Consider the following 21,113-nt stretch of genomic DNA (forward strand, 5'->3'; position numbering starts at 1 on the left):
ATCGCGGCATGGTTCCGCATCCCTGTCGGCGAGGCGCTTTGTGCACAAAAGTCGCTGCAGCGCCTTGAATTTGTGCCCGATTTTGCCTTTAGCCGGTTCCGGATCGAAGATTTATGCGCTAGAGCGGACGAGTGTGAAGCGGTTTTGCGTTCGCATCCGCTGCAATCTGTGACGCGGGAGAAACGCCAATGAAGCCATTCGCCACCCTTGCACTTCTTGCCGCCGCCGCGGCGCTGACATCATGCCACGCGACATCAAGGACCGTCCGACCGATGCCGCAGGCAAGCCAGCCCGCCGGTGTGGAAGGCGCCTGGGTCGATCCGAACGGCATCGTCTCTACATTCGCAGGGGGTACCTTCTCGACTCGGACTACCGACACCAACCAGCTTCTTGCCTCCGGCAGCTACGTCAATGTCAGCCCGACGCTGGTCGAGATCAACATGACCTCGCTCGTGCGCAACACGCAATCCAAGGTCAATTGCGCGCTGGTGACATCCAATCAGCTGAACTGCACCACGGACTCCGGCGCGCAATTCTCGCTGGCCCGCCAGGGTTGAGAAGAGGCATTCCTGAAATGTCTTCCAAAAGCCCCCGCCCCGGGGGCTTTTTCATTTCCGACGAGCGCTTTAACACTGATTCGACTGAGCGGAAGCACGACACGCTTAACGCTTGCAGTCGGCCGCGACTGGTGAAACCATCCGGCCTGGAAAAATCGGCCGCGGCCCCGGCGAAGGGCGTCGAAGTCGGACGACGTGCACAGGCAAACAGGGAGAACATCATGATCAGACACATGCGGACTGGCCTTATCACCGCCTCGCTTCTTGCGCTTTCATCGGGCGCCGCCTTCGCCGACTACGAACTGAACATTCTGCATATCAACGATCTCCACTCGCGCATCGAGTCGATCAACAAATATGATTCGACCTGCTCGGCCGAAGAGGAGGAGAAGAACGAATGCTTCGGCGGCGTCGCCCGCTTGAAGACGCTGATCGACCAGAAGCGACAGGAACTGGCCGGCAAGAATGTGCTGCTCTTGAACGCCGGCGACAACTTCCAGGGATCGCTTTTCTTCACGACCTATAAAGGTGACGCGGAAGCGGAGTTCCTGAACTTGATGAAATTCGACGCGATGACCGTCGGCAATCACGAGTTCGACGAGAGCGAGGACGGGCTCGCAAGCTTCCTCGACAAGGTCACCTTCCCGGTCGTGACCGCCAACGTGCTGCCGAGCCACAAGTCGAAGATCGGCGACCGAATCAAGCCGTCGATCGTTCTCGACGTCGGCGGCGAGAAGATCGCCGTCATCGGCGCCGTTGCCAACGACACCGCGGAACTCTCGTCACCGGGGCCGGACATCCTGATCGGCGAGGACGTGGCGACAATCACCAGCGCCGTCGAGGAAGTGAAGAAGCAGGGCGTCGACAAGATCATCGCGCTGACCCATGTCGGCTATCCGCGCGACCTGGCGGCGATCGCCAAAATCCCGGATGTCGATGTCGTTATCGGCGGCCATTCCCACAGTCTTCTTTCGAACACCGACGAACATGCGGAAGGCCCCTACCCGACCATGGTCGACAATCCCGGCGGCTACAAGGTTCCGGTGGTACAGGCCGGCGCCTACACCAAATATCTCGGCGATCTCGTCGTCACCTTCGACGACAATGGCGTCGTGAAGAGCGCCAAGGGCGACCCGATCCTGATCGATTTCTCCGTCAAGCCGGACGAAGCTGTCGTCGCCCGCGTCAAGGAACTCGCCAAGCCGATCGAGGAACTGAGGTCCAAGGTTATCGCCAAGACGGAGGCGCCGATCGACGGGTCGCGCGAGAATTGCCGCGCCAAGGAATGCGAGATGGGCAGCCTGGTCGCCGACGCCATGCTCGAACGCGTTAAGGACCAGGGAGTTACCATCGCCATCACCAATGGCGGCGGCCTCAGAGCGTCGATCGACGCGGGCGACGTGACCATGGGCGAAGTGATCACCGTGCTCCCGTTCCAGAACACGCTTTCCACTTTTCAATTGAAGGGCTCAGAAATCCGCGACGCGCTTGAGAACGGATTGAGCCAGATCGAGGAAGGCGGCGGACGCTTCCCGCAGGTGGCGGGCCTCAAGATCGCCTTCGACGCGTCCAAGCCAGCCGGCAGCCGCCTCGTCTCCGTCGAAACGAAGGACGGCGAAAACTTCGTGCCGCTTGCCCCTGAAAAGACCTATTCGCTCGCCAGCAACAACTTCATGCGCGCCGGCGGCGACGGCTATTCCGTCTTCAAAACGAGGGGCGAGAACGCTTACGACTACGGTCCGGGGTTGGAAACGGTGCTCGCCGATTATCTTGCAGCACACCAGCCATTTACACCCTACACGGACGGTCGCATCACCGAGGTGGCTGCAGCGCCGGCGGCTGAGCTGGGAGCCGAGGCGAAACCGGCGGAGACGACCGCCGCCGCTACCGAGGCGATGCCCGAAGCGACGGCGGGAGCCGCCGGCCCGCAAAAGCACATCGTCGCCAGCGGCGACACGCTTTGGGACCTCGCAGAGTCCTTCTACGGCAACGGCGCGGCATGGAGAAAGATATCGGCTGCCAATGGCGACCCGGCGCCGCGCAGGCTCGAGGTCGGCCGCGAATTGGAAATTCCGGCGAAGTAAGACAATCTCCCTCAAGTTTAGAGCCGGCGCGGGCTTTCCCGCGCCGGCTTTTCTTTTTAGAAGTGTTTGAAAGCAGAGGTGCCGCTCAATATATGGCGCCCATGAGGAAGACGATGACCGAAGCAACCGCAGAACCGATCGCCCCCGCTCATCCGCCCGTGAATTTCGGAAAGGTCGGTGTGTTGCTCGTCAATCTCGGCACTCCGGACGGCACCGATTTCGCCTCCATGCGCCGCTATCTCAGGGAATTCCTGAGCGACAGGCGCGTCATCGAATGGTCGCGCCTCTTCTGGTACCCGATCCTCTACGGTATCGTGCTCAACACGCGCCCGCGCAAGGTCGGCAAGGCCTATGAGCTGATTTGGAACAAGGAGAAGAACGAAAGCTGGCTGCGGACCTATACACGCAACCAGGCGGCACTGATGGCCGAGAGCCTCGCCGACAAGCCGCAGGTGGTTGTCGACTGGGCCATGCGCTACGGTCAGCCGTCGATCGCCTCGCGCCTGGAGGCGCTGCAGAAACAGGGCTGCGAGCGTATCCTGGTCTTTCCGCTCTATCCGCAATATGCGGCGGCAACGACCGCGACCGTAAACGACAAGGCCTTCGAGGCGCTTCTCAAGATGCGATGGCAGCCGGCCCTGCGTACCGTTCCGCCCTATTACGACGATCCGGTCTATATCGACGCGCTCGCCGCCTCGATCGATCACCACCTGGCGACGCTCGATTGGCAGCCCGAGGTCGTCCTTGCCTCCTTCCACGGCATCCCGAAAAGCTACTTCGACCTCGGCGATCCCTATTACTGTCAGTGCCAGAAGACGGCGCGCCTACTCAAGGAAAGGCTGGGCTGGCCGAAGGAGAAGCTGCAGGTTACCTTCCAGTCGCGCTTCGGTCCGGAGGAATGGCTGCAGCCCTACACGGACGCGACGGTCGAGAAACTTGCCAGGGACGGCGTCAAGCGCATCGCAGTGATCAATCCCGGCTTCGTCTCCGACTGTCTGGAGACCCTGGAGGAAATCGCCGGCCAGGCGGCCGAAAGCTTCCTCCACAATGGTGGCGAGAAATTCGCGCATATCCCCTGTCTGAACGACAGCCCCGGGGGCATGGCGGTGCTCCACCACGTCGTGCGGCGCGAATTGCAGGGGTGGGCTTAACGGCCGCCACTCGGCCTTCCGCTTGACGCTGCAGAGCGAAAGACCCAGGGTAAGGGCAAGCTCTTGCAAACTGGCGCAGACCGTGCCTCCTCGGTACTATCCGACTTTCTTCATGGCCGCCGGGTCGTCGGCGATCGAACGGATGAGAACGCGATTGCGCCCCTGCACCTTGGCATCATAGAGCGCGGCGTCCGCCTCCGAGAGAAGAAGATCCGGCTGCGTCTGCAGGACTGGGCCGCTCGCAACGGCTATGCCAATGCTGGCGGTCACTTTCCGGAACTCGCTCTGCGAATGGACGATATTCTCACCCTCGAGAAGTTCCGCGAACTGTTCCGCAACCGTGATCGCGCCCTTCTCGTTGGTATCCGGCAGAAGGACCACGAATTCCTCGCCGCCGTAGCGGGCGACAATGTCGGCGGGTCGTTTCGCCGACTTCAGCAGACAGTTGCTCACCTGGCGCAAACATTGATCGCCGGCAGGATGCCCGTAGGTGTCGTTATAGGCCTTGAAGCGGTCGATATCGATCATCAGCAGGCTGAGTGAAGCATCGTTCCTGGCGCACTTGGCCGCCTCGCGCTCAAAGGCCTCGTCGAAGGCGCGGCGGTTGACGATTCCGGTCAGGCCGTCCGTCTCCGCCAGGTTCTTCAACTGCTCGGCCGACACCCGAAGCGCGATTTCGGACTGCTTCGTCGCGGTGATGTCGGAGACGACCACCATCGCGCTGCCGTCCGCCGCAAGCCTCGTGCGAATGCTGAGCCAGTCTCCATTCTGGAGTTGAACCTCTTCATCCTTGTTCTGGTGCAAAGCGGCGCTGAGCGACTTGATCCACTCTTCCACCGCCTCATAGTCGACTCCGGAACGCTCACGCGTTTCGGCGACGCGTCGCAGAATTTCGCTGATATGGGCGCCGATTACCCGGGCGCCTCCGGAGAGCGGGAAAGCCCTGCGATACTGCTCGTTGCAGAAGAGCAGGTAGCCTTCCCTGTCGAACATCGCAAACCCATCCGACATTCCCGCGATCGCATGGGAAAGCAGATCCTTGTTTTCCCGCAGTTCCCGCTCCAGAGCAACCCGTTCCGTAACGTCCCGCGTAACGCCTGCAAGGCCGATCACGCGGCCCTCCATATCCCTGAGCGGGACCTTGGAGGCGAGAAGATCTCTGCCTTCGATGTGCTCGACGGAGTCGATCAGAGGCACGCCCGTGCGCATGACCTCCTGCTCGCTGTGATAGAGCTCTTCTGCCAGCCGCAGCGGCTGGAGATTAAAATCCGACAGGCCGACCATCTCCGCTGTCGTCCTGTAGCGGTAGAGCCGGATCATGTTTTCGTTGACGGTGATGAAGCGGCTGTCCCTGTCCTTGACATAGAGATAATCGGGCGATTGCGAAAATGCGGTCTCGAGCATCCGGCGCTCGAGGTCCAGCTGACGTGTTTTCAGGATGACGACGCCGCAGATCAGCGTCGCCGTCACATTCATCGCCGTCATGGGCAGGCCGATTGCGGCGAGCGTGCGAGCATTCGAAAGAGTGGGCAACAGCGCCATCGTTAGGACAAGCACGCTGCCGACGGCGGCGGCGAGCATGACGACGTGCATGAAGGTCGGCGGCTTCTTCTTCATGCAGAGATTGGCGAGGAGGCCGACCGCCGCAAGAGCGGCCATGACCAGTATACCCTCTGAGGCAGCTGCTCCGCCGAGCACGAGACGAACGGCGACCGCCAGTGTCAAGGCGATCGCGGCAGAGAGCGCCCCGCCAAACATCCCGGCAAGCACGAGCGGTGCGAAACGCAGGTCGATATAGATGCCCGGCGCGAACTCGATGGCGAGCAGAATGGAGCCGATGGAGGCGCCGCCTGCGATGGCCCCGAGCACGGCGTTTTCACGATCGGCCAGCCGCGAGCGGAACCAGATCGACAGATGCGCCCAAAGAGAAATTGCCAAGCTTACGAAAGCAAGATTGCCTACAAATTGCCCCCACATGCCATTCATCACGCTGCATCGGCCTTCCAAAAGATTCTCAAGGCCACCAATACGCGAAAACTCCTTTGAGCTTTCTTAAGGCGAGTCTGACATTGCGCACAGTTTTCTTTCGCAGCCGAGCCGGTTTCGCCCGCTGCCGCTTGAAAACTCGGAGCGAATCGCCACGTGTTGGGTTGAAGCGGCACATCTATCGCTTAAGTTGAACAGTGGAGGACTATCCTTGGGCGGCCTGGATATCGCGGTCATTGCTTTCGTCGTCTTCGTCCTTCTGGTGCTCCTCACCGGGGTCAAGACCGTACCGCAAGGCTATCTCTACACCGTCGAGCGCTTCGGCAGATACATAAGGACCATCGAACCGGGGCTGAACATCATCGTGCCCGTCTTCGACCGCATCGGCGCGAAAATGAACGTGATGGAGCAGGTTCTCGACGTGCCCACCCAGGAGGTGATCACCAAGGATAATGCCAGCGTTTCGGCTGACGCAGTCGCCTTTTATCAGGTCCTGAACGCCGCCCAGGCCGCCTACCAGGTCGCCAATCTCGAGAACGCCCTCCTTAACCTGACCATGACCAACATTCGATCGGTTATGGGGTCGATGGATCTCGACGAATTGCTCTCCAACCGCGATACGATCAACGATCGCCTCTTGCGCGTCGTCGACGAGGCGGCCAATCCCTGGGGCATCAAGATCACCCGTGTCGAGATCAAGGACATCGCACCGCCGACGGACCTCGTCGAGGCCATGGCCCGGCAGATGAAGGCGGAGCGTGAGAAGCGCGCACAGGTGCTGGAGGCCGAAGGCGCAAGGAACGCCCAGATTCTCCGCGCCGAAGGCGCCAAGCAGTCGGCCATCCTCCAGGCCGAGGGGCAGCGGGAAGCCGCCTATCGCGAAGCGGAAGCGCGCGAACGCCTGGCAGAGGCTGAAGCCAAGGCGACCCGAATGGTCTCCGAAGCGATTGCTGCAGGCGACGTCCAGGCGATCAACTACTTCGTGGCGCAGAAATATACCGAGGCCCTGGCGTCGATAGGTACCGCAAATAACCAGAAGATCGTCCTGATGCCGATGGAAGCAGCCTCGCTGATCGGTTCGCTTGGCGGCATCGGCGCAATTGCCCGAGAGGTCTTCGCCGAGGGCCAGCCAGCCGCGCGTTCGCGTGCCTCCACGCCGCGCAGCGGTCCGGCCTCCGGTCCGCTCGAGACGCCGTGAGGTCCGCTCCATGGTCGCCCGCCTCGTTCTCGAACTCGGTCCCTGGAGCTGGTGGGTTCTGGGCCTCGTGCTGCTGGCGGCGGAAGTGCTCGTTCCCGGCGTATTCCTGGTGTGGATCGGGCTTGCGGCGCTCATCATTGGCGTTCTGTCCCTGCTCCTGTGGGACGCGGCATTCTGGCTCTGGCAGGTCCAGCTCACCGCGTTCGCCCTGCTCTCCATGATCGCGGTCCTGATTGGGCGCCGCATCGTCGCCACCTCCGAGGAGAGCGACGAGCCGCTGCTCAACAAGCGTGCCGAAAGCCTGGTCGGCCGCACCGCGGTGCTCGAACAGCCAATCGCCGAGGGCCATGGGCGCGTGCGCCTTGACGATACGACCTGGGCGGTCGAGGGACCCGATCTTCCCGCGGGCACACGCGTGCGCATCGTCGCCAGCGCCGGAAGGCACCTGACGGTTGAGCGTGCCTGATGGGGGTTGAAAGACTTGCGGCGCTGTTTGGCTGATGCGCTCAACGGAAACCATTGATTAACCACGCCGCTTTACGATTGTGAAAGAATTGCAATCGGACATGCGGACAAGCGATCGATGGCGCCCATTACCTCACGCTCTCAATTGGCGGGCGCCATGCGGGTGACAATGCCAGCGTGGCTGTTGGCCGGCTGGACCGCTTTCGCTCCGACACCCGCTTTGGCGCAGAGTCTCGCACCCCTTGGGAACGACAGCGTCGCCACCAGCCTGACCGGCACGAGCCCGGCCATTAGTGATCCGCAGACGACCGGCGCCGTTGCCGGTGCGGATCTCTCGCCGGCGCTCGACGAGGATCTCAACCGCCTCAACCGACGCGAAGATACCATCGACGGGCTGCGCGCCCGCCCCGATCCCTATGGCGACGAGGCGGCGGGTATCCGGATCGGCACCTTCGTCCTGAAGCCTGCGCTCAGCGAAAGCTTCAATCATGAGCGGCAGGAGACCGGCGGCGACAGCCAGAGCCGGAGCTTCCTCGAGACCAGCCTCGAAGGGTCGTTCACCTCGGATTGGTCGCGCCATCAGTTGAGCGTGACCGGCGAAGGCGTGCTGCAGCACAATGTTTCGGGCGAGGGTGAAGAAGAACCACGTGCCGACATCGATGCGGAACTGCGGCTCGACTTGAGCGAGGACACCATAGCCAGGCTCCGGGCAGGCTACAGCTTCGAGCGCGAAGACGCCAGCGATCCGAACGCGATCGCCAATGCAGAGACCCAATCCGGCGTAAACAGTTACAGACTCGGCGCGGCGGCGGAGCGCGACTTCGGCATGATCCGGGGCGCGATCGGCATTGATTTCGAACGCCGCACCTATGGCGATGTCGAGCTCGACGATGGGACCACGGTGTCACAGGAGGACAGGGGCCGCAACATCGGTACGCTTACCGCACGCATCGGCTTAGAGCTCTCCCCGGCGCTCATCCCCTTCCTCGAAGGCTCCGTCGGAAAATCGGTCTATGATCTCAGGCAGGATACGCTCGGCTTCGAACGCTCCTATCAGAGCTATGCCGGCCGTGCCGGCGTGGAGGTCGATCTCGGCGAGAAGCTCAACGGTGAGCTCGCGGCCGGCTACGAGGCCCACCGTTTCGACGATGCACGGCTCGGCGATCTCCGCGGGCTATCGGTCGACGGGCGTATCAACTGGTCGCCGCAACGCGGCACCGATGTCCTGTTCGGCTTCCTGACGTATCTTGACCCGTCCACCACAGCCGGCGAGGCGGGATCGATCAATTATCAGCTGACGAACGTGGTCACGCATCAGATGAGGTCGGATATCGCCGCCAGGCTCTCCAACAGCGTGACGCTGCGCAATTTCCCTTCGGGTGCTGCCGGCTCTGACGAGACAACCTGGCGCACGGGCGCCGGGCTGACCTATGACATGAGCCGCTACCTCGCGCTCACCGGAGATGTGAGCTACGAGCGCACGAACAGAGACAGCGGGACTTCGAGCGAAACAGCGCGCGTGGGTGTTGGACTCACGCTGCGACGCTGATTGCCAGTAAACGCGAACGGCCACGCCCCAACATGGGGCCGGAATTCGCACCCAACTTGGATCACTTGAGCCTTTCCAGCAATCCCTTGAGCGGTCCCTCGACCACCGGACGGATGTCGGCGCGCTCCAGCGCAAAGGCGACGTTGGCGAGGATGAAGCCGTCCTTGGCGCCGCAATCGAAGGTCTCGCCGCGGAAGTGATAGGCTGCAAAGGGCTGCGTCTCGGAAAGCTTCACCATACCGTCGGTCAGTTGGATCTCGTTGCCGGCACCGCGCTCCTGGAGTTCCAGGATGGGGAAGATTTCCGGCTGCAGGATGTAGCGGCCGTTGATGAAGTAGTTCGAAGGCGCCGTGCCCGGTGCGGGCTTCTCGACCATTCTGGTGATACTGAAGCCGTCGCCGACCGGCTCGCCGACGCCGACGATGCCGTATTTGTGCGCCTGGTCGGGCGCGCATTCCTCGACGGCGACGACATTGCCGTTGCTCTCTTCGTAAAGCTCGACCATGCCCTTGAGGCAGCCCTTCTCTCCCTTCATGATCATGTCGGGAAGAAGCAGGGCGAAAGGTTCGTTGCCAACGAGATCGCGCGCGCACCAGACCGCGTGCCCCAGGCCGAGCGGTGCCTGCTGGCGTGTGAAGCTCGTGGTGCCGGCCTTCGGCAGCATGGCTTCGAGAAGCTCGATTTCTGCCTTCCTGTTGCGTTCCCGCAATGTCTGATCGAGTTCGACCTGGATGTCGAAATAGTCCTCGATGACCGCCTTGCTGCGGCCCGTCACGAAGATCAGATGCTCGATGCCCGCTTCGAGCGCCTCGTCGACGACATATTGGATGACCGGCTTGTCCACCACCGTCAGCATTTCCTTCGGCACGGCCTTGGTGGCGGGAAGGAAGCGCGTCCCCAGTCCCGCGACGGGGAAGACGGCTTTGCGGACTTTACGCTTTTCGGTCATGGAAACCTCCTTGCAGTGGCAATGGTTCTCTTCTACAGCGCCGCCGTCGTTTCAGACGTGTCGCTGCGGCATTCTGATTGCTGCTTGTCTCCTAAATCGAGGCTTTAGGGAGACACGCAGCCGCCTGAACCAGGCAATCCAACTGGAACAGGCCTGCGCCGACCAAGGGCGTGAGTTCCTGTAACGATTTGAATCTCTGCACGCTTTCCATAATCGACTCCGATTGACGAAAACTTGCCGAGACGCGGTTTGCCGACTTTCCATCGTGGAAGACGACTCGCCACATTCATGGTAAAGACTTTGTTGACCTCGTTTCTGTAGGCTTCTCCACTGAACCGTCGCGGCTGATGCCGTACGGCCTCAAGTAGGACCCGACATTCGCAATCCGGAGTAATCGGTCCGGCATGAACACCGGCTGAACGCTCCGCCGAGAAACGGAACCGACAGCAAAATGATCACAAACCGCAGGACGTTCTTCCGGCATATAGCCGCCGCTCTCGTCATCGCCGCCGCGTCTGGTGCCTCGCCTGCGCGCGCAGACGCGGGTTTTCGAAACTGGATCAATGACTTCTACGCGACCGCGGCCAAGAACGGCATCTCCAGGGAGACTTACCGCCAAGCCTTTGCCGGCGTAACGACGCCCGACCCCACGGTCATCGAGAAAGCCAACCACCAACCCGAGTTCAAGCACAAGATTTGGGAATATATCGACTCGCGAGTCAATCCGTATACCAAGCGCATCGGCCAGGAAATGGCGGCCAGGCATGCGCGGACGCTCGCTGCCATCGAGCGGCATTTCGGCGTCGACGGATCGGTGCTTTTGGCGATCTGGTCTATGGAATCGAATTACGGCGCCATCCTCGAGAAAGACGACCGGCTGCACTACGTGCCGCGCGCGCTGGCGACCCTTGCCTATGCCGACTCGAAGCGGGCGAAATTTGCTCGCACGCAGCTCATCGCAGCCTTGAAGATCCTGCAGAGCGGCGATGTGGCGCCGCGTGACCTCACCGGTTCCTGGGCCGGTGCGATGGGCCATACACAATTCATTCCGACGAGTTACCTGCTCTACGCCGTCGACGCCGATGGCAACGGTCATCGCGACATCTGGAACTCGGTTCCGGACGCACTGGCAACCGCAGCCAATCTTCTGAAAAAGAACGGCTGGCGGACTGGCGAGACCTGGGGCTACGAAGTGGTGCCGCCGGTCAATGCCGCGAAATATTCGGGCCAGACGAAGACGATCGGACAGTGGGCGGCGCTCGGCTTCGTTCGGCCGGGGGGCAAGGGCTTCCGCAATCCCGGCATGCGGGCCGAACTCAAGCTGCCGAGCGGCGGCAATGGTCCCGGCTTCCTGATGACGAGGAATTTCTTCGTCATCAAACGCTACAACGCTTCGGACTCTTATGCGCTCGGCGTCGGCCTGCTCGCCGACCAGATTGCCGGCTATTCCGGCATGCACCAGCGCTGGCCGCGCCCGGACGGCTCCCTCGATATTAGCGAGAAGTTCGAGCTCCAGAGCCGCCTCAAGGAGCTTGGCTACTACAGCGGCGAGGTGGACGGCAATTTCGGCTCCGGATCGCGGGCCGCGATCCAGGCGTTCCAGGCGCAAAATGGTCTGACACCGGACGGTGAGCCGAACCAGCATCTCCTGCGCGCGCTGCGAAAGTGAGTGGAACGACCCAGCTTACATTGCGGCGATTTGCGGCTCGACGGTCCCAAATTGCCGCGATCCGGCGTATGATGAGGGCCATGTTTACAGAGAGAACCGGCGGCAAGGGAAAGATCTTGCATTCGCTCCGTTTCGCAGCCGTGCTCGCGGCGGCGGCGGCGATGCTCGTTGCCGGCTTTTTTGCCACCATGGCCGCGGCACAGGAGCCGGTTCCGCGGCGCAACCTGCTGCAGCGCATTTTCGGTCTGGGCCAGCGACCGATCTATTATGACGACCGATACGCGTACCCTGAGGCACCGAGGCCGCGGCGAATCCAGAAACGCAAGGCACAGCCCACAGGCGTCCAGCAACGGCGCCAGCAGAGCGCCAGGCCGCGCATCGCCGAGACGCCGCCGCCTGCCCCGGTCGTCGACAAATCGCCGGATGCGAAGAAGGTCCTGGTCGTCGGCGACTTCGTTGCCGCGAGCCTCGGCGACGGCCTTAAGGTCGCCTTCGAGGAGACGGCGAACATAGCCATCGAAACGCGCGCCAGCGGTTCCTCGGGCCTCGTGCGCGACGATTATTTCGGCTGGCCGGAAGTTTTGCCCGGTTACGTGGCAGAACTCAGTCCCGCTGCGGTCGTCATCAGCATCGGCGCCAACGACCGCCAGACGATGCGCGTCGGCGACAGCAAGGAAAAGTTCCGGACCGATCGCTGGACCGAAGAATATCGCAGGCGCGTCGGCACGATGGCGGCGATCGCACGGAAGGACAATCTGCCGGTCTTCTGGGTCGGCATGCCGCCCTTCCAATCCAGCGCGATGACCGCCGACATGGTGACCTTCAATGGCATCTATCGCGAGGAGGCCGAAAAGGCGGGCGGCCATTTCATCGACATCTGGGACGGCTTCGTCGACGAGCAGGGCAAGTTCGTGCTGACCGGTTCGGATATCAACGGGCAGCAGGTCCGGTTGCGCGGCTCCGACGGCATCAATCTGACGAAGGCCGGCAAGCGAAAGCTCGCCTTTTATGTCGAGAAGGAGATCCGCAAGCTGCTCGGTGGCATGACGTCAGGCAGCGATATTCCTGGCGCCGAGGGTCTCAAGGATCTCGGCGTCACAACACCGCTCGCCAGCGAGGACATCGTCAGGACCCAGCCGATCAGCCTGACGGACCCGGCACTCGACGGCGCGACGGCGCTTCTCGGTGCGGGCGATCCGCCGAAAGGGAATGGCAAGAGCGCGAGGGACCTGCTCGTCGAGAAGGGCGAGGTGGTCGCAGCCCCGCCCGGCCGCGTTGATGACTTTCGCCTCGCGAAGCCGGAGACGGTGATCAGCAAGCCATTGATGCGGAATTGAGCAATCCGGTCGGTGATCACTGCTTGGAAGGTCCGCTGTCAGGCATCCTTCATCCCCCCATCTCCGCGGCAGCTGCGGAGGGGGATTGGCACCTGCGCCCCGTTTTTACGGGGAGAAGGACTTGCCGCAGCGTCTCAGTCTCCTCTCCCCGCGTGCCGGAAGAGGGTCAGTCCTCGGGTTAAACCCGAGGAGAGTGGCAGAATGCGCGCATCGGCTACCGCGGCAGCACCGTCGAGCCCATCAGCGCCTCATCGATCGCGCGCGCCGCCTGGCGGCCTTCGCGGATCGCCCAGACGACAAGCGATTGGCCGCGGCGGACGTCGCCGGCCGTCCAGAGCTTTTCGACCGACGTCCTGTAGTCCCGCTCGTTCGCAACGACGTTGGTCGAGCCGCGACGGTCGACATTGAGGGCCAGTCGGTCGCCGAGATCCCTAACCACGCTGTCGGTGAACGGCCCACGGAAGCCAATGGCGATGAAGGCGAGGTCAGCCTTGATGACGAATTCGGTACCCGCGATCGGCTTGCGGCGCTCATCCACCTGGCAGCACTTGACGCCTGTTAGAATGCCGTCCTCGTCGCCGACGAATTCCAGCGTCGCCACCTGAAACTCGCGAACCGCGCCCTCTGCCTGGCTGGAGGAGGTGCGCATCTTTGTCGCCCAGAAGGGCCAGACGGCGAGCTTGTCTTCCTTTTCCGGCGGCTGTGGCCGAATGTCGAGCTGAGTCACCTTGACGGCACCCTGGCGGAAGGCGGTACCGACACAGTCGGACGCCGTGTCGCCGCCGCCGACCACCACGACATGCTTGCCGCCGGCCAGGATCGGCTCGGACGGCCAGCCGACGCTGTCTATGTTCTCGCGACCGACGCGCCGGTTCTGCTGAACGAGATAAGGCATCGCATCGTGCACGCCGGCAAATTCCACCCCCGGAATCCCGGCGTCGCGCGGGGTCTCGGAACCGCCGCAATAGACGACGGCGTCGTTCTCGTCGAGGAGCTGCTGGACGGCCAGGTCGACGCCGGCATTGACCCCACAGTGGAAGGTGACCCCCTCGCCTTTCATCTGCTCGATGCGGCGATCGATGAAGTTCTTTTCCATCTTGAAGTCCGGAATGCCGTAACGCAGAAGGCCGCCGGGCTTGGACTCGCGCTCGTAGACATGAACCTCGTGGCCGGCGCGAGCGAGCTGCTGGGCGGCCGCCATACCGGCCGGACCGGATCCGATGACCGCCACCCGCTTACCGGTCTTGGTGACGGCCGGCTGCGGCACGATATATCCCATCTCATAGGCCTTATCGGCAATCGCCTGCTCCACCGTCTTGATCGCGACCGGCACGTCTTCGAGGTTCAGCGTGCAGGCCTCCTCGCAAGGTGCGGGACAGACGCGGCCGGTGAACTCCGGGAAATTATTGGTGGAATGCAGGTTGCGGATCGCTTCGTCCCAATTGCCGTTGTAGACGAGGTCGTTCCAGTCCGGGATCTGGTTGTGAACAGGGCAACCGGTCGGCCCATGACAATAGGGAATGCCACAATCCATGCAGCGAGCGGCCTGCTTCTGCACTTCCTGGTCGGACATCGGAATGGTGAATTCACGGAAGTGGCGGATGCGGTCGGATGCCGGCTGGTACTTCGCCACCTGCCGGTCGATCTCGAGAAATCCAGTAACCTTGCCCATCTTACGATCCTGATAGCTTCAATCTCAAACAGACGCGCCGTAAAGCGCGCGTGAAGGCTCCCGCTTTCGGATAGACCGGATCGGGGGCCGCGGTCACGGGGCCGGTTACTCGGCCGCTTCCGCCATTCTCATGCGCTCCATATCCTCAAGCGCGCGGCGATATTCGACCGGCATGACCTTGCGGAACTTCGGCCGGTAGTCCGTCCAATGTTCGAGAATCTCCTTGGCGCGAACCGAACCCGTGTAATGCAGGTGGTTTGAAACGAGTTGGTAGAGCCGCTCTTCGTCGTGACGCGTCATGTCGCCGGAGACATCGACCCGGCCCTTGTGCATGAGGTCGCCGCCGTGGTGGTGCAGCTTCTCCAGCATGTCGTCCTCCTCCGGAACCGGCTCCAGTTCGACCATGGCCATGTTGCAGCGACGGGCGAAATCGCCCTCGTCATCCAGCACATAGGCGACACCGCCGGACATCCCGGCCGCGAAGTTGCGTCCCGTGTTGCCAAGCACGACGACGACGCCGCCGGTCATATATTCGCAACCGTGGTCGCCGACACCTTCGACGACAGCGATCGCGCCGGAGTTTCGCACCGCGAAGCGCTCGCCGGCGACGCCATTGAAGTAGCATTCGCCGGAGATCGCACCATAGAGCACGGTATTGCCGACGATGATCGACTCCTGCGGCACGATCCTGGCGGTTTCCGGCGGCCGGACGATGATGCGTCCGCCCGAAAGCCCCTTGCCGACATAGTCATTGCCGTCGCCAACGAGGTCGAAGGTGATGCCGCGCGCAAGGAAAGCACCGAAGGACTGGCCTGCCGTGCCCTTGAGCGTCACGTGGATCGTGTCGTCCTTGAGGCCCTTGTATCCCCAGCGCTTGGCAAGCGCGCCGGAAAGCATCGCCCCCGCCGAGCGGTCGACATTCTTGATCTCGGCTTCGAAGGCGACCGGCACCTTGGTTTCCAGCGCCAGCTTCGCCTTCTCGATCAGCCTGCGGTCGAGAATGTCGTCGATCGGGTGACTCTGGCGCTCCGTCCAATAGCTCGCTTCTTTCGGCGCTTCCACCCTGTGGAAGATCTTCGAAAAATCGAGCCCCTTGGCCTTCCAGTGCTCGATCATGCCGTCGCGCTCAAGCAGTTCGGAAGCACCGATGATCTCGTCGAGCTTCCTGACGCCGAGTGACGCCAGGATTTCACGTACTTCTTCCGCGACGAAGAAGAAGTAGTTGATCACATGCTCCGGCGTGCCCTTGAAGCGCTTTCTGAGCACCGGATCCTGGGTGGCGACGCCGACCGGGCAGGTGTTCAAGTGGCACTTGCGCATCATGATGCAGCCGGCCGCGATCAGCGGCGCGGTGGCGAAGCCGAATTCATCGGCCCCCAACATGGCACCGATGATGACGTCGCGTCCAGTCTTCAGACCGCCGTCGACCTGAAGTGCGACGCGCGAGCGCAGGCCATTCAAGACCAGCGTCTGCTGGGTTTCGGCAAGACCGATTTCCCAAGGGCTGCCCGCATGCTTCAGCGAAGTAAGCGGCGAGGCGCCGGTGCCACCGTCGAACCCGGCAATAGTGATGTGGTCGGCGCGTGCCTTGGCGACACCGGCCGCGACCGTGCCGACGCCCACTTCGGACACCAGCTTGACCGAGACATCGGCTTCCGGGTTGACATTCTTCAGATCGAAGATCAGCTGCGCCAGATCCTCGATCGAATAGATGTCATGGTGCGGCGGTGGCGAGATGAGACCGACGCCTGGGGTAGAATGCCGGGTCTTCGCGACAGTCGCATCGACCTTGTGGCCGGGAAGCTGACCGCCCTCGCCGGGCTTGGCGCCCTGCGCCACCTTGATCTGCAGCACATCGGCGTTGACCAGATACTCGGTGGTGACGCCGAAGCGGCCGGAAGCGATCTGCTTGATCGCCGAGCGCTCCGGATTCATCGATCCGTCCGGCAGCGGCAGGTAACGATCGCTCTCCTCGCCGCCCTCGCCGGTGTTCGACTTGCCGCCGATCCGGTTCATCGCGATCGCCAGCGTCGTATGGGCCTCGCGGCTGATGGAGCCGAAGGACATGGCGCCGGTCGAGAAGCGCTTGACGATCTCGGATGCCGGCTCGACCTCCTCGAGCGCGATGGGCTTGCGGCCGGCGTCCTCGGCGCGCCTGATGGTGAAGAGGCCGCGGATCGTATTCATGCGGCTCGCCTGCTCGTTCATCATCGCAGCGAATTCGCGATAGCGATCCTCGGCGTTGCCGCGCACCGCATGCTGGAGCGAGGCGATCGCATCCGGCGTCCAGGCATGGCTTTCCCCGCGCATGCGGAAGGCATATTCGCCGCCGATGTCGAGCGCATTGGAGAGAACCGGGTCGGCTCCAAAGGCAGCCCTGTGACGGGCGACGGTCTCTGCCGCGATCTCATCGAGCCCGATGCCTTCGATCGTCGTCGCCGTGCCGAAGAAGTATTTCTCGACCAACGCCGAGGAAAGGCCGACGGCGTCGAAAATCTGCGCGCCGCAATAGGACTGGTAGGTCGAGATGCCCATTTTGGACATGACCTTGAGAATGCCCTTCCCGACCGCCTTGATGTAGCGGTAGACGATTTCGCTGGCGTCGACTTCCTTGGGGAACTCGCCGCGCTTGTGCATGTCGATCAGTGTGTCGAAGGCGAGATAGGGGTTGATCGCTTCCGCGCCAAAACCGGCCAGCAGACAGAAATGGTGCACCTCGCGCGGCTCGCCGGATTCCACCACGAGACCGACCGAGGTGCGCAAGCCCTTGCGGATCAGGTGGTGGTGAACCGCCGCCGTGGCGAGCAGCGCCGGGATAGCCACGCGATCAGGCCCGACCTGCCGGTCGGAAAGCACGATGATGTTGTAGCCGCCCTTGACTGCCGCTTCCGCCCGTTCGCAAAGGCGGTCGAGCATTTCCGGCATGCCTTCGGCCCCACGCGAAATGTCGTAGGTGAAATCGAGCGTCTTGGTGTCGAAACGGTCTTCCGTGTGGCCGATCGAGCGGATCTTCTCGAGATCGCCATTGGTGAGGATCGGCTGGCGGACTTCCAGCCGCTTGGCATGCGCCATGCCCTCATGGTCGAGAATGTTCGGACGCGGACCGATGAAGGAGACGAGGCTCATCACCAGTTCCTCGCGGATCGGGTCGATCGGCGGGTTGGTGACCTGCGCGAAGTTCTGCTTGAAATAGGTGTAGAGCAGCTTCGGCTTGTCGGACATCGCCGAGATCGGCGTGTCGGTGCCCATGGAACCGATCGCCTCCTGGCCGGTCGTTGCCATCGGCGACATCAGAAGCTTTGTGTCTTCCTGCGTGTAGCCGAAGGCCTGCTGGCGGTCGATCAGCGACACGTCGCGGCGAAGCGCCCTCGGCTCGACCGGCTTCAGGTCCTCGAGGATGAGCTGGGTATTGTCGAGCCATTGCCGATAGGGGTGCTTGCTTGCAAGCGCCGACTTCACCTCCTCATCGGAGATGATGCGGCCTTCTTCCATGTCGATCAGCAGCATCTTGCCAGGCTGCAGCCGCCACTTCTTGACGATCTTGTCCTCGGCGACCGGCAGCACGCCGGCTTCCGACGCCATGATAACGCGATCATCACTGGTGACGATGTAGCGCGCCGGGCGAAGGCCGTTGCGGTCGAGGGTCGCGCCGATTTGTCGGCCGTCCGTGAAGGCGACTGCCGCCGGCCCGTCCCACGGCTCCATCAGCGCCGCATGATACTCGTAGAATGCCTTGCGTTCCGCCGACATGAGCTGGTTTCCGGCCCAGGCCTCGGGGATCAGCATCATCACCGCATGGGCGAGCGAATAGCCGCCGCGCACCAGGAATTCGAGCGCATTGTCGAAACAGGCTGTGTCCGACTGGCCCTCATAGGAAATCGGCCAGAGCTTGGAGATGTCGTCGCCGAAGAGCGGCGAGGAGACCGAGGCCTGGCGTGCCGCCATCCAGTTGACGTTGCCGCGCAGCGTGTTGATCTCGCCATTGTGGGCAACCATGCGATAGGGGTGCGCCAACTTCCAGGAGGGGAAGGTATTGGTCGAGAACCGCTGATGCACCAGCGCCACCGCCGACTGGAAGCGTTCGTCGGCAAGGTCCTTGTAATAGGCGCCGACCTGAAAGGCGAGGAACATGCCCTTGTAGACGATCGTCGAGGTTGATAGCGACACGATGTAGAAGCCGAGATCACTGCCGTCGGCTTCCGCATGGATGCGGTTGGAGATCACCTTGCGCAGCGTGAACAGCCGGCGTTCGAATTCGTCGTTGGTGGCGGCATCGCGGCCGGCGCCAATGAAGACCTGGACGTGCTGCGGCTCGGTGGCCGCAATGTCCGGCGCCTTGGAGAGCGATGAATTGTCGACCGGCACGTCGCGGAAGCCGAGCAGATGCTGCCCCTCCTCCACCACGACCTCCCGGATCACATCCTTGAAATGGGCAATCAGCTTTTCGTCACGCGGCATGAAGAGATAGCCGACGGCGTATTCCCCGGCCTTCGGCAGGGTGACGCCCTCTTTCGCCATCTCCTCGCGGAAGAAGCGGTCGGGGATCTGCACGAGGATGCCCGCGCCATCGCCCATCAACGGGTCAGCACCGACCGCACCGCGGTGCGTCAGGTTTTCGAGCATGAAGAGGCCGTCGCGCACGATCTGGTGCGACTTCTCGCCCTTCATATGCGCGACGAACCCGACGCCGCAGGCGTCGCGTTCGTTGCGCGGATCGTAAAGCCCCTGCTTTCGCGGCAGTCCGGACGGGAATGCGGGCGTTTTCACAGCCGTCGCGGCGCTCGTTGCGAGATTGAGCCCAATCTGGTGCGATGGCGAATGATCCGTCATCCTGTTCCCTCCTGTTGCGCCCGAAATCCCGGGCATACCGCGGAGCCCGCCTGTCGCCACCTCGCGTTTGCTTTCGCGGTACGGCAGGCCGGACGTTATCGTCGCATGATCCTGATCAGGTCGCAAATGAAGCGCGGCTGCACCAGGCACGAATGTCTGCGACCATTCTGACGGCAGTGGCTAACAACCGAATGAAATCGGGAGAAACCCTTGCGCCCCGCCGAAGCCGCTTTGCGCGTGCTTGCCAGCGATTGTTCCGGTCCCTAGACCGAAATAGGACAGTAAGCCTGTCCTATTTCATGCGCTCTATGCCAGAAAGCATTCCCCTCCGCAAGGGCCTGCCCGCAATTAGTGGAGGAGATTTTGTCGAACATTGCCGAATGTTTCGCAGTTTTGAAATATAATTACGTTTGCCCCACAATAATATCGCTTTCATTTCGAATTGGTCTTGTATTGGTCTTGTCAGATCGCAATGCATTGCCAGTGGCCCGAAGTCCGTTATTGTCTCGCCAAGAGCAGTCGAGCACAGGGTGATTTGCCATGATCTTCGCTTCCGATAACTGGGCCGGCGCCCATCCGGCAATTGCCCACTCCCTGGCGGCGCACGCCGGCGGCTGTGTTCCGGCTTATGGCGCGAGCGAACTCGATCTAAAGGTGGAGCAGCGGTTCTCGGAGATTTTCGGCAGAGAGGTCGCGGTGTTTTTCGTCGGTACCGGAACGGCGGCGAACTCGCTGGCGCTTGCCACCGCCAATCGGCCGGGCGGCGTCGTCTTCTGTCACCGCGAGGCCCATGTGAATGTCGACGAGTGCGGTGCGCCGGCGTTCTTCTCGCACGGCGCAAGGCTCAACCCGGTCGACGGCGCTTTCGGCAAAATGGATGCGGCACGGCTCGAGGCGGAGATCCGCCGCTTTCCGCCAGAATTCGTGCATGGCGGCCAGCCCATGGCCATAACGATAGCCCAGGCCACCGAGAGCGGCACGGTCTATTCCCTTGACGAGATCGAGGCGATCGCCGCCATTGCCAGAGCGCACAGGCTGCCGCTCCACATGGACGGCGCGCGCTTTGCCAATGCCCTCGTTGGTCTCGACATCACGCCGGCCGAAATGACCTGGAAGCGCGGCGTCGATCTGCTCTCCTTCGGGGGAACGAAGAACGGCTGCTGGTGCGCCGAAGCCGTGGTCCTGTTCGATTTATCCAAGGCGCCGGAGATGCAGTTCCTGCGCAAGCAGACGGCCCAGCTCTTTTCCAAGTCGCGCTTCATCGCCGCCCAGTTCGACGCGTATTTCGCGGGCGACCTCTGGCTCGATCTCGCCCGCCACGCCAACGCCATGGCAAAACGCCTCGCCGACGGCATTGCGGCGTCCGCGAGCAGCCGTCTTGCCTGGACGCCGGCGGCCAACGAGGTCTTTGTAATCATGAAACGCGAGATGGCGACACGGCTCCAGCAGGAGGGCGCCGTCTTCTACGACTGGCACGTGCCGCAGCACCTTGCCGGCATCCTTGGAGAGAACGAGGGCCTCTACCGCCTCGTCACGAGCTTCGTCACGGCACCGGACGACGTCGACCGCTTCGTCGCCGCCTGCTGAGGAGCAACTGCACCGCAGGGTTGCCACAATTAAATAACGGCGCCGCAAAGGGCGCCGTTCGCCGAAATCCGAGGCTGTG

General features: G+C 62.4%; 13 protein-coding genes. 9 read left to right on the top strand and 4 right to left on the bottom strand.

Annotated features, from left to right (window positions below; translation table 11 throughout):
• Positions 1-188 precede the first annotated feature (188 nt).
• From omp10 to hemH, 3 genes are all read left to right on the top strand, one after another.
• Complete coding sequence (gene omp10, locus EKH55_RS13415; RefSeq protein ID WP_069459137.1) at positions 189-557, top strand: outer membrane lipoprotein Omp10; 369 nt, start codon at positions 189-191, stop codon at positions 555-557.
• Positions 558-778: 221 nt separating this feature from the next.
• A complete protein-coding gene (locus tag EKH55_RS13420; RefSeq protein ID WP_069459136.1) occupies positions 779-2,641 on the top strand; it encodes a bifunctional metallophosphatase/5'-nucleotidase in 1,863 nt (620 codons plus the stop codon).
• Positions 2,642-2,754: 113 nt separating this feature from the next.
• Complete coding sequence (hemH, locus tag EKH55_RS13425) at positions 2,755-3,792, top strand: ferrochelatase (RefSeq protein ID WP_069459305.1); 1,038 nt, start codon at positions 2,755-2,757, stop codon at positions 3,790-3,792.
• 96 nt (positions 3,793-3,888) lie between these two features.
• Here the strand turns inward: hemH and EKH55_RS13430 are convergent, their stop codons facing one another.
• Positions 3,889-5,778, bottom strand: coding sequence for a diguanylate cyclase (locus tag EKH55_RS13430; protein ID WP_069459135.1), 1,890 nt, complete (start codon positions 5,776-5,778; stop codon positions 3,889-3,891).
• 211 nt (positions 5,779-5,989) lie between these two features.
• Here EKH55_RS13430 and EKH55_RS13435 point away from each other — a divergent pair, with 211 nt between their 5' ends.
• The 3 genes from EKH55_RS13435 to EKH55_RS13445 all read left to right on the top strand — a co-directional run bounded on the left by EKH55_RS13435 (position 5,990) and on the right by EKH55_RS13445 (position 8,990).
• Complete coding sequence (locus tag EKH55_RS13435; protein WP_151611593.1) at positions 5,990-6,976, top strand: SPFH domain-containing protein; 987 nt, start codon at positions 5,990-5,992, stop codon at positions 6,974-6,976.
• 10 nt (positions 6,977-6,986) lie between these two features.
• Positions 6,987-7,442, top strand: coding sequence for an NfeD family protein (locus tag EKH55_RS13440; RefSeq protein WP_069459133.1), 456 nt, complete (start codon positions 6,987-6,989; stop codon positions 7,440-7,442).
• Positions 7,443-7,559: 117 nt separating this feature from the next.
• Positions 7,560-8,990 carry an outer membrane beta-barrel protein gene (locus EKH55_RS13445; protein WP_151611594.1) on the top strand — a complete coding sequence of 477 codons (1,431 nt, stop codon included), beginning with the start codon at positions 7,560-7,562 and terminating at the stop codon, positions 8,988-8,990.
• A gap of 61 nt (positions 8,991-9,051) precedes the next feature.
• Here EKH55_RS13445 and galU read toward each other — a convergent pair whose 3' ends face one another.
• Positions 9,052-9,939, bottom strand: a complete 888-nt coding sequence (gene galU / locus EKH55_RS13450) for a UTP--glucose-1-phosphate uridylyltransferase GalU (protein ID WP_151611595.1) — start codon at positions 9,937-9,939, stop codon at positions 9,052-9,054.
• 451 nt (positions 9,940-10,390) lie between these two features.
• Between galU and EKH55_RS13455 the strand changes: the two genes are divergently transcribed.
• Both EKH55_RS13455 and EKH55_RS13460 read left to right on the top strand, forming a co-directional pair.
• Positions 10,391-11,608 carry a lytic murein transglycosylase gene (locus EKH55_RS13455; protein WP_069459130.1) on the top strand — a complete coding sequence of 406 codons (1,218 nt, stop codon included), beginning with the start codon at positions 10,391-10,393 and terminating at the stop codon, positions 11,606-11,608.
• Between the two features lie 80 nt (positions 11,609-11,688).
• Positions 11,689-12,945, top strand: a complete 1,257-nt coding sequence (locus EKH55_RS13460) for an SGNH/GDSL hydrolase family protein (RefSeq protein ID WP_069459129.1) — start codon at positions 11,689-11,691, stop codon at positions 12,943-12,945.
• A 214-nt stretch (positions 12,946-13,159) separates the two neighbouring features.
• On the opposite strand, the gene EKH55_RS13465 is transcribed toward EKH55_RS13460, so the two are convergent.
• Complete coding sequence (locus tag EKH55_RS13465) at positions 13,160-14,617, bottom strand: glutamate synthase subunit beta (RefSeq protein WP_069459128.1); 1,458 nt, start codon at positions 14,615-14,617, stop codon at positions 13,160-13,162.
• A 105-nt stretch (positions 14,618-14,722) separates the two neighbouring features.
• The gene (gene gltB, locus EKH55_RS13470) at positions 14,723-19,447 is read right to left on the bottom strand and encodes a glutamate synthase large subunit (RefSeq protein ID WP_069459127.1); all 4,725 of its coding nucleotides are present in this window, start codon (positions 19,445-19,447) and stop codon (positions 14,723-14,725) included.
• Positions 19,448-19,987: 540 nt separating this feature from the next.
• Between gltB and EKH55_RS13475 the strand changes: the two genes are divergently transcribed.
• A complete protein-coding gene (locus EKH55_RS13475) occupies positions 19,988-21,034 on the top strand; it encodes a threonine aldolase family protein (RefSeq protein WP_069459126.1) in 1,047 nt (348 codons plus the stop codon).
• The last annotated feature ends 79 nt before the right edge of the window (positions 21,035-21,113 follow it).

The organism is Sinorhizobium alkalisoli (assembly GCF_008932245.1).
Lineage (GTDB): Bacteria > Pseudomonadota > Alphaproteobacteria > Rhizobiales > Rhizobiaceae > Sinorhizobium > Sinorhizobium alkalisoli.